Origin of the sequence: Leptolyngbya sp. FACHB-36 (assembly GCF_014695955.1) — a bacterium.
Taxonomy (GTDB): domain Bacteria; phylum Cyanobacteriota; class Cyanobacteriia; order Leptolyngbyales; family Leptolyngbyaceae; genus FACHB-36.
The window spans coordinates 1-9,150 of record NZ_JACJPG010000670.1 but is presented as its reverse complement, the minus strand read 5'-3'; the positions used below and the strand labels follow the sequence as shown (position 1 = coordinate 9,150).

The window sequence follows — 9,150 nt, the reverse complement described above, 5'->3', positions numbered from 1 at the left end:
GCGATTGGCAGCCGCCTGATCCAGCAGAACTGCCAGCGCTTTCAGGTGGATAACGTTCACTCGGTCTCCGGGTCGGCTCCGGCGTCTCTGCCCGATCTGCCCACCCCCGATCGCGTCTTCATTGGGGGCAGCGGGGGGCAACTGTGCCCAATCCTGGATCTCTGTCACGAACGACTGACGATCGGCGGACGGATGCTGCTGGCACTGGCAACGCTAGAGCACTTGACGACGACGCTGCTGTGGCTAGAGCAGCATTCCGCTGATTACACGCACGATTTGGTGCAGCTTCAGGTTTTGCGATCGGTCCCGATCGCCAATCTAACCCGCTTGACGCCGCTCAATCCGGTAACGCTGGTAGGCATGACTAAAACGGCTTAGCCATCACATCGGGTTCAACAATAAGAGCACCAATCGCTCCAGCTTCCGGCATACAGCTTATCCGTCGAACGTCCCGCGAGTTCCAGCGACAGCAAATTGACGCACGCCGTCACCCCAGAGCCGCAGTAAACGATCGCCTCTTCTGCCTCGCCAATCGCTTGCCAACGCTGGCGCTGCTCGGCTGGTGAGCGTAAAAAGCCACGATCGTCGGTTGCCTCCTGCCACGGGTAGTTCACCGCGCCGGGAATATGTCCGGCAATCGGGTCGATCGGCTCCCGCTCTCCCCGGTAGCGATCGCCCTCCCGCGAATCCACCAGTACGACTCCGGGCTGCATCTGTCGTGCCTTCACCGTTGCGATGTCTACAGCATGATCGACTTGCGGGCGCGGCACGAATGCGCCTGGATTGGCTCTAGGAAGCTCCGTCGTTACCGGATAGCCTGCTGCCGCCCAGCCAGAAAAGCCCCCATCCAGTACCGCCACGCGATCGTGTCCCAAGTAGCGCAGCAGCCACCACAGCCGAGCCGCAAACGCCAAGCGCGAATCGTCGTATGCGACTACCAGCGTGGGTCCATTCGGTGGCTCCGACTGCACCCCGATCGCGGTCAGCTTGCTCGCCAGTGTCGCCACATCCGGTAAAGGATGCCGTCCGCCGTGCTGTCCTACCGGACCCGATAGGTCCCGATTCAAGTCCAGATAGTGAGCGCCAGGAAGATGCGCTGCCTCATACTGCTGCCGTCCCAACTCCGGCTGCATCAGCGAAAAGCGGCAATCCACGATCGCAACATCCGCAGCGCCCAAATGCGCGTGCAGCCACTCCGCCGAGACAGCGGGCGATCGAGCTTCTGACGGTGAGACAGACATAGCAACCCTAAATCAAATCAGTACTGTCTATTTTATTGAGCAGTGGACAATGAGAAATGGGCGAACCTTCACCCTGACTGTACACTCCCCGCTCCAACACCAATTCTCTACGTTCCAACGATCGATCACCGAACCACTGACCCGATCAGGATTCTAAATTCCGAACTTCGAATTCCGAATTCCGAATTGGTACGACTACCCCTCACGCCTTATGTCCTCCCTTATCCCCCAGCCCACCGCCGACGGCTCCATGACTTTCTTCTCCAAACCGTTTGGCGAAGCCTTCCACAGCCTGCATGGAGCAAAACAGGAAGCAGACTGCAAATTCGTGCAGCCGACGCAGCTCGCGCAACAGGCGCAGCGTTCCCAGTTGCATCTGCTGGATATCTGCTATGGGTTGGGCTACAACACAGCGGCAGCTTTGGAAACGATCTGGGCAGCGAATCCTGCCTGTCGCGTGCATCTCACAGCGCTAGAGTTGGACGTTACAGTGCCGCAAGCCGCGATCGCGGCTAACCTGCTAGTCTCGTGGTCGAAACCTGTGCAAATGGCCCTGATACCGCTTGCTGCGGATCAGCGTGTCGAGACAACTCGGTTAAACGCGCGATTGCTGCTGGGCGATGCCCGCCAAACAATTCAGTCCGTTGCCGCAGGCGAGATGGATGCAATCTTCCTGGACCCGTTTTCACCGCCGCGCTGCCCCCAATTGTGGACGATCGAGTTTCTGGCGCTGGTGGCTCGCTGCCTCAAACACACTGGTCGGCTTGCTACCTATTCCTGCGCCGCGTCTGTGCGATCGGCGCTGGTGGCAGCAGACGTGCGCATTGGGTCCACCCCGCCTGTGGGACGCCGCGCTCCTGGAACCGTTGCGAGTTTTGAGGCGATCGATCTGCCGCCGCTGTCGCAACAGGAAGACGAGCACTTACGCACCCGTGCCGCGATTCCCTACCGCGATCCGACGCTGTCTGATTCGGCAATCAAGATCCTAGAGCGACGGCAGATGGAACAGCAATGCTCCGTAAATGAGCCAACCTCTCATTGGAAAAAACGCTGGTTTAGTAGTGCTACGGAAGCGGGATCTCCGTAGAAAACCTGATTTCTTCATCAAAATAGGTTCCCATACTAGAGGGGCAATGCGCTGGCTGCCATAAATGGGTACTCCACAGACTGCACCCTAGGCAAGCGTCGCTGCTTAGCTATTGATTGATTGCCCCCCCTATCCGTCGCTTATTTGAGGTCAGTTTCGTGAATCATCTCGCTTCTGAACGTGCAAAAGTGCTAGTTGTTGACGACCATCCCTCTAGCCGCATTACTGCAGTGGCGCTGCTTTCAATGGAAGGCTATGAAGTGCTGGAGGCAGATAGCGGTCCAGCAGCGTTGAGAGTAACAGCGGACAAGAATCCTGACCTGATTCTGCTTGACGTAATGATGCCAGGAATGGACGGGTTTGAAGTCTGCCGCAGCCTCAAGCAGAATGAGCAAACCCGCCTGACGCCGATTATCTTCATCACGGCGCTGGACGATCGCCGCGCTCGTCTGCGCGGTATTGAAGCAGGGGGCGACGATTTTCTAACCAAGCCCTTTGACCAACTGGAACTTTCTGCACGAGTCAGGTCGCTGGTGCGTCAGAAGCGTCTAAACCAGGACCTCGACCATGCCGAACAGGTGCTGTTTTCGATCGCCCGCACCGTAGAAAGCCGCGACCCTAACACAGGTGATCACTGTGAGCGCTTAGTCATGCAGGGCAAAGCGTTTGGGGAATTTCTCGGACTTGCTGCACACGAAGTTCGTGATTTAATGTGGGGCGGCTATCTACACGATATTGGCAAAGTCGGAATTCCTGATGCTGTGCTGCTAAAGCCCGGTAAGCTGACGGCTGAGGAGTGGACCATCATGCAGCAGCACGTTCTGATCGGCGAGAAAATTTGCCAACCTCTGCGAACAATGCGTGGGGTCGTACCGATCATCCGCTATCATCACGAGCGCTGGGATGGCTCTGGCTACCCAGACGGACTGGTTGGTGACTCAATTCCCCTGTTAGCGCAGGTGTTTCAGATGATTGACATCTATGATGCGCTAACGAGCGACCGTCCTTACAAGTCTGCTATGACTCCTGCCGAAGCCCTTGAGGTTTTTGATAACGAAACGGATAAAGGCTGGCGCAACCCCACGCTGGTTCAGCAGTTCAAAGACTTTATCGTGGCAACCGAGATGCGGCATATGGACCTCCTGCCAAAATCGGCGTAGGACAGTCTTAGCCATTTCGCTATGCTGAAGTGCTAAGTAGCGATGCTCCACTGCCAACAGCACCGATCAGAAGCAGCAGGCTTGTTGTTTGCCGTTTGTGCCTGGACAGAAGCTGTTCAACGCAGCGAAGTCAAGGCGAATGGCTAATAACCTATTTCAAGCCAGGCAGACGCCATTCATCAAAATATCCGAATGGCTGAAAGCGAATAACGGTTAATTTTTGGCGGTTAGACACATTTGAGTGCTTGACGTTGCTTTGGAGTGCATAAACGCATTAACGTTGTTAGACGATCGCTGTTTGACGATCGTCTACTCCTCATTCCCCACTTCCCTAGCGTGCTGAAACTACTGTTTATTCGTCATGCCCAGTCCACTGGAAATGTAGAAAAGCGGATGCAGGGGCACGGAGAATTTGAACTCTCGGACACGGGTAGACTGCAAGCTGAGAAGCTGGGAAGTCGCCTTTCAGCCGAAGCATGGTTGCCGTCTCATGTGTACAGCAGTCCCTTAAAACGGGCGGCGCAAACGACTGAGATTCTGCTGGACCGCGTGCAGACGGCTCCTTTGCCTGCCGCCGTTAGCGATTTGATTGATGCCGATTCGACACCCGTTGATGGAGCTGAATCTGTCCGACCAATCACCGTGCAGTACGCCGACGAACTAAAAGAATTCCAAAACGGAATTTTTCAAGGCTTGACGTGGGCAGAAGCGATCGAGCGATATCCCGACTTGTGCAAATCGCTTGAAGCGTCCCCCGATTGGATTCCGATTCCAGAAGCAGAAACGTTACAGGACGCCCGGACGCGAGCGCGTCAGTTCATTCAATGCCTGCTTCAGCAGCACGCCAACGGCGATCGCGTGTGGATTATTACCCACAGTTGGATCTTGCAGCATTTGATTGCGGAACTGTTGGGCAGCGATCGATCATGGCGGCTCCGAGCCAGGAATACGGCGCTGTTTGAATTTTGGATTGACCAATCCCGCTGGCATCAATCGAACAGCAACCGCTTCAATACAGACTTGTGGCAGGTTCGCCGCTTCAACGATACTTACCATCTACACGGTTAAATGCAAATTCTGCTTAAAAAGGTCAGGACGCTGTTACGATTTTCTACAATCTGCATGGATTACCGTGGTGATAATCTTCTAACAAAGTAATTTTCGATCGCCACAGCTTGCAGTATCTTGAATCAGAGGATCATCAGGCGATTCTTGAGGATAGAAAATTAGGGTGACGGTTAACTATCTGCCATTAAAAATGACAAACGCTGCAAATGATATTTTCAGACAAGCTAGACAAGGTAGTGTGGCGGCAATTATTCAAGTATTGAATGAAAAGCTAGCTGACTCTGGAATTCGGACTCGCGCCATTTTTGCCGATGGCGTGCTGCAACTCTTGTGTGAAGCCCCAACAGCGGATCAACTAGAGCCGTCGCTTATAGCCGAGAGAGTACGGCAAATTCTGGAGGCGATCGCGCCCCGCAACATTCATCGCGTCAACATCAATAGCCGCATTGTTCGTGAACAACAGCTGCTTTGGCTAGAAGACATCAATCGCGATCCTGAAAATCTGCTTTGGTCCCAGGAAATCACCCTCAGCAAGCCGAGTTTCATTCAGCAGTTGCGAAATGATTGGCGATCGCGACAAGCTGAATCAACCCTATTACCAACACGATCGGCTCGGCAGATTCGGGAGCAGCGGCAGTTCTGGCGCGGCGGTGTATTGGGCGGCGTAACGGTCAGTCTATTGCTGCTGGCAGGCTGGCTGGCTTATTCTCGATTCGCTCCTGCGTCTACCGGCTCTGCTCCGACCAATGTGTCGGATTTGTCCTCGAACACGATCGCGAGTGCAGATCCATCTCCTCCAGCATCCACATCCGCTAACCCACCTACTAACCCATCTACTCCTTCAACATCAGACACATTTGCAGACGCAGTTCGTATTGCAGAGCAAGCATCCCAGGAAGGTCAAACGGCAAGCTCCTCGGCGGAATGGCTAACGCTGGCAGCTCGTTGGCGAGAGGCGTCTGATTTGATGGCAACGGTTCCCACGACCGATACACGCTACAAAACCGCCCAAGATCGCATTAGCGCCTATCGCAGGAACAGCGAATCTGCCCTACGCAAGGCGCAGCAGCCGTAGCTGAAGCAAGTTGAGGCAATGTCCCCCAAGCCCCTGAGCGCTCAGTGGGTGGCATTCGTTTGATCCCGCTCAAACACAAGCTGACCCAACTCGCGAATCTCTTGCTTCTCATCGTCGGTCAGGTAGTCTTGCTGATTCAAGCTGCCCCCCGACAGCGTTGGATCGCCGCCTGCCTGTAGGTAGCGCTGTCGTGCCGCTGCAAAGATTTCTTGAAGACGCTGGTAGCGTTCGTTTTCTGGTCTTGTGGGTTCGCTCACTCCATCCTCCAGCCCGTTGGGACAACATCGCCATTTGGCAAAATAATAGCAATCGGTAGGACAGCACTCGGAGTTGAGATGTACCAATCTCCACTGTCTACATCATAGAAGTCGTATTCCAGTAAATTTAAGGTCTGTAAAGCGTTGACGACTAAGAACTGAGTTTCTGTTGGTTCCACACGCCTCCAAGCGATGCCGCACTGTCTCTCTGATGCGATCGCACCCAAGCAATTTTCTCATCATTGTTGCAACTGCCGCTGCTCGCCTATCGCGGTTGGTCTATTAATTCTGCAGCCAGTCGCGCCATAAATTCTGAGAAACAAAGCAGTGATTGATACGCAAGATTAAGCAGACATTCGCGATCCCCGCTATTACGTTCTAACGCGCTTCAAGTAGCGGAAATTGAGCGATTTCCAGCCACAATCAGCATATTGACTAAGTATTTAAGCTTAAATTTCATCGGCTTAGATGTAACAATTCGCAGAACAACCTCTGTTGTTACAGAAAAGAGATGAACGATTACCAACGTGTGTAAATTTATTCGAAAAAGATTCATGCAATTTTTCTGGGTTTCCTATACTAATGGAACGAAAGCGAGCAATGGGGATCGCTCGCTAGCACTCAATATTAACTTGATGAATTCCAATTTTTAGGAGGCAAGGGCATGGCATTATCTCAGAGCCAAGGCTTTAGAAACGTCTATTACATCTTGATGGTTAAAAGCTTTCTGATTTGGACACTTACGCTCGCTGTTTGCTTGCTCATTGTAGGCTTTCCAATCATCATTTTGATGATGGCGATCGGGTCTGCTCTTGCGGTCATCCTGCAATCAATTATGCCTGTAAGTGCGGTTTTAGTCGTTGCCAGCAGTCTTTTAGGAATGAATCTTTTTGGCATTTTGTTTGGTGCGGCTGCCTTAACGCTTAAAGGAATTCACCCTCACGATGTTACCTGGTTGCGCTGGCTGCATGGACAAGAAAATCCGCGCCACAACTCAGTAAACGCCGCCTGTCCTTTGACATGCAGCATCAGACCGTAAGGTAGATGGATTAAATACTGTTTAAGTTGAAAACCCCCGGTACCCGGCTTTTGCCGGGTTTTTTGTTTGGTTTAGCACGATCGTGGAGAGCGAATCGCAACTGAGGACTATAGGATGGTGTAGGTCGTTCAGTCGTTCTTACCCCGTTCAATGACGCAGCCAATTCCTATCAGCATTATTCTGGGAACGCGCCCAGAGGCAATCAAACTTGCCCCCGTTATTCAGAAATTCAAGGGGTCTTCCCAGTTCGACACTCGCGTCATTCTGACGGGTCAACACCGTGAGATGGTCGATCAGGTCATGCAGCTTTTTGATTTGCAGGCAGACCAGGATCTCGCCATCATGCAGCCAAAGCAGACGTTAACTGACATTACCTGCGGCAGCCTGCACGGCTTAGAAACCCTCTTTCAGCAGCTTCGGCCCAGCATGGTGTTGGTGCAGGGCGACACAACAACTGCGTTTGCAGCAACGCTTGCCGCGTTCTATCAGAAAATTCCCGTGGGTCACGTCGAAGCGGGACTGCGGACAGACGACCTTTACAATCCCTATCCCGAAGAGGCAAATCGCCGTTTAATCTCTCAGCTTACTCGCCTGCATTTTGCCCCTACCACTCTATCGGTTGAACACTTGCAGCGATCGGGCGTTCTAGGCGACATTCACCAAACGGGCAACACGGTTATTGACGCCCTGCTAGCGGTGGCAAGCCGCCAGCCGACCTGCGACATCCCTGACTTGGACTGGAATGGCTACCGCACGATTCTGGCAACGGTACATCGTCGGGAAAACTGGGGCGCACCGCTCAATGACATTGCGCAAGGCTTTCTGAAGATTCTAGATAAGTTTCCCGATACGGCACTGCTGCTGCCGCTGCACCGCAACCCAACCGTGCGAGAACCGCTGCAAGCAGCGTTGGCTGATCATCCCCGCATTTTTCTGACCGAGCCGCTGGACTACACCGATCTCGTCGGTGCAATTCAGCGCTGTCATCTGCTGCTAACCGACTCCGGCGGGTTACAAGAAGAGGCTCCCAGCTTAGGAAAACCCGTTCTAGTGCTGCGGGAGACGACGGAGCGCCCCGAGGCGATCGCGGCTGGCACGGCTAAACTCGTTGGCACGAATCCAGACGCGATTCTAGAAGCCGCCGCAGAGCTATTGAGCAATCCCAACGCTTACCAGGCAATGGCCGCCGCAAGCAATCCGTTTGGCGATGGTCACGCAGCCGATCGAATTCTGCAAATCGTCACGCACTACTTTGAGCGTTAGCGGTTTCACTCCTCGGGCAGCTCCGGTTTGGGACGGTTTTCGGCTGCGTCAAGCAGGCTTTTCTTCGATTCTCTAAGCTGATTCCACAAGTCCTTAATCTCGCGGTAAGCGTCTCCCGGTGGGATTTTGCCGCCCGTTTCTAAACCGCAAATAAGCGAGACTCGCTGAGCAAACTCCTGCAAGTTGGCGTTAAAGGCGAGGTGCTCTGGCGTGAACTCGCCCCGGTAGCGCCCTGTGGGGTAGAAAAATTGATCTTTGCTGTCGGGTGTATTGTTTGTCACGGTGCTGCACCAAATAAATGATTGGACGATCAGCGATCGAGCCTATAACTAGCTCCATCTGTCATCATCCTAATCCTCAGCCCAAAGATTTTCCACAGCTAGTCGTCTGGGAATTGCCAGCAGGGAATGTCCTCCACATCCTGGCTACCGCAAGCACACCCCACATAGTCCGAGGCAATCCATTCACGATCGCAGCGGCGACAGTGGCACCAAATGTTGTACTCATTCGCCTGCTGGATTCGTCGTTGCCATTCGCGCAGTTCGTCGGGGTTAAGCATCGTCGCGTAGGTAATGGGGAGCCGGAAGTCGAAACTTGAATGACCGCTTACCTATCACTTTACCCATCACTGGCTAGCTCGCTTTGGATGTACGTCTAAAACAGCTTCAGTTGCGATGGCGCGTGTAGCTCGTCCCACGGCAGGGGTGGAATGGGCGTGCCGTGCTCGCTCAGGAGATGGTAGAAGCGACGGGCATTGGCGGGCGATCGCTCCTCTTGTGGACAGTGCACAAAAAAATAGAGCTGGGTTCCCTGTTGCAGCCAGTCGTCTGCTCGTAACACCCACTCGCGTAAAAATGGCAGATTCAGGTCCAGCGTTGGGTGGCTGATGAAGCGGATGAGGCTAAAGGGAGCTGTCACGATCGGGTGCAGCGGCAGTTGGGGTTTAGGACGTTCAGAATG

General features: G+C 53.7%; 12 protein-coding genes and 1 pseudogene. 7 read left to right on the top strand and 6 right to left on the bottom strand.

Features of this window, described 5'->3' with window-relative positions; all coding sequences use genetic code 11:
- A pseudogene (locus tag H6F43_RS21025) lies at positions 1-378 on the top strand (cobalamin biosynthesis bifunctional protein CbiET); the annotation flags it as partial.
- 14 nt (positions 379-392) lie between these two features.
- Here H6F43_RS21025 and H6F43_RS21020 read toward each other — a convergent pair.
- Positions 393-1,241 (bottom strand): sulfurtransferase, encoded by an 849-nt coding sequence (locus H6F43_RS21020; RefSeq protein ID WP_190345126.1) that lies wholly within the window; start codon positions 1,239-1,241, stop codon positions 393-395.
- 211 nt (positions 1,242-1,452) lie between these two features.
- Here H6F43_RS21020 and H6F43_RS21015 point away from each other — a divergent pair, with 211 nt between their 5' ends.
- The 4 genes from H6F43_RS21015 (at position 1,453) to H6F43_RS21000 (ending at position 5,631) form a co-directional block, all read left to right on the top strand.
- Entirely contained in the window at positions 1,453-2,328 is an 876-nt protein-coding gene (locus tag H6F43_RS21015) for an MnmC family methyltransferase (protein WP_190345125.1), read from the top strand.
- 158 nt (positions 2,329-2,486) lie between these two features.
- Positions 2,487-3,488: an HD domain-containing phosphohydrolase gene (locus H6F43_RS21010; RefSeq protein ID WP_190345124.1), complete on the top strand. Its 1,002-nt coding sequence runs from the start codon at positions 2,487-2,489 to the stop codon at positions 3,486-3,488.
- A 261-nt stretch (positions 3,489-3,749) separates the two neighbouring features.
- Positions 3,750-4,556: a histidine phosphatase family protein gene (locus H6F43_RS21005; RefSeq protein ID WP_347272449.1), complete on the top strand. Its 807-nt coding sequence runs from the start codon at positions 3,750-3,752 to the stop codon at positions 4,554-4,556.
- A 190-nt stretch (positions 4,557-4,746) separates the two neighbouring features.
- A complete protein-coding gene (locus tag H6F43_RS21000; RefSeq protein ID WP_190345123.1) occupies positions 4,747-5,631 on the top strand; it encodes a hypothetical protein in 885 nt (294 codons plus the stop codon).
- A gap of 41 nt (positions 5,632-5,672) precedes the next feature.
- Here the strand turns inward: H6F43_RS21000 and H6F43_RS20995 are convergent, their stop codons facing one another.
- Positions 5,673-5,888, bottom strand: a complete 216-nt coding sequence (locus H6F43_RS20995; RefSeq protein WP_190345122.1) for a hypothetical protein — start codon at positions 5,886-5,888, stop codon at positions 5,673-5,675.
- Positions 5,885-6,067 (bottom strand): hypothetical protein, encoded by a 183-nt coding sequence (locus H6F43_RS20990; protein ID WP_190345121.1) that lies wholly within the window; start codon positions 6,065-6,067, stop codon positions 5,885-5,887. The genes H6F43_RS20995 and H6F43_RS20990 overlap by 4 nt, the downstream gene beginning before the upstream one ends.
- Before the next feature lie 485 nt (positions 6,068-6,552).
- Here H6F43_RS20990 and H6F43_RS20985 point away from each other — a divergent pair, with 485 nt between their 5' ends.
- Positions 6,553-6,927 carry a hypothetical protein gene (locus tag H6F43_RS20985; protein WP_190345120.1) on the top strand — a complete coding sequence of 125 codons (375 nt, stop codon included), beginning with the start codon at positions 6,553-6,555 and terminating at the stop codon, positions 6,925-6,927.
- A 150-nt stretch (positions 6,928-7,077) separates the two neighbouring features.
- Positions 7,078-8,190 (top strand): UDP-N-acetylglucosamine 2-epimerase (non-hydrolyzing), encoded by a 1,113-nt coding sequence (gene wecB, locus H6F43_RS20980; protein ID WP_190345119.1) that lies wholly within the window; start codon positions 7,078-7,080, stop codon positions 8,188-8,190.
- A 5-nt stretch (positions 8,191-8,195) separates the two neighbouring features.
- On the opposite strand, the gene H6F43_RS20975 is transcribed toward wecB, so the two are convergent.
- The 3 genes from H6F43_RS20975 to H6F43_RS20965 form a co-directional block, all read right to left on the bottom strand.
- Positions 8,196-8,471 (bottom strand): hypothetical protein, encoded by a 276-nt coding sequence (locus tag H6F43_RS20975; RefSeq protein WP_190345118.1) that lies wholly within the window; start codon positions 8,469-8,471, stop codon positions 8,196-8,198.
- A gap of 98 nt (positions 8,472-8,569) precedes the next feature.
- A complete protein-coding gene (locus H6F43_RS20970) occupies positions 8,570-8,749 on the bottom strand; it encodes a hypothetical protein (RefSeq protein WP_190345117.1) in 180 nt (59 codons plus the stop codon).
- A gap of 95 nt (positions 8,750-8,844) precedes the next feature.
- The coding region (locus H6F43_RS20965; RefSeq protein WP_190345116.1) for a DUF72 domain-containing protein at positions 8,845-9,150 on the bottom strand (306 nt) is incomplete at its 5' end.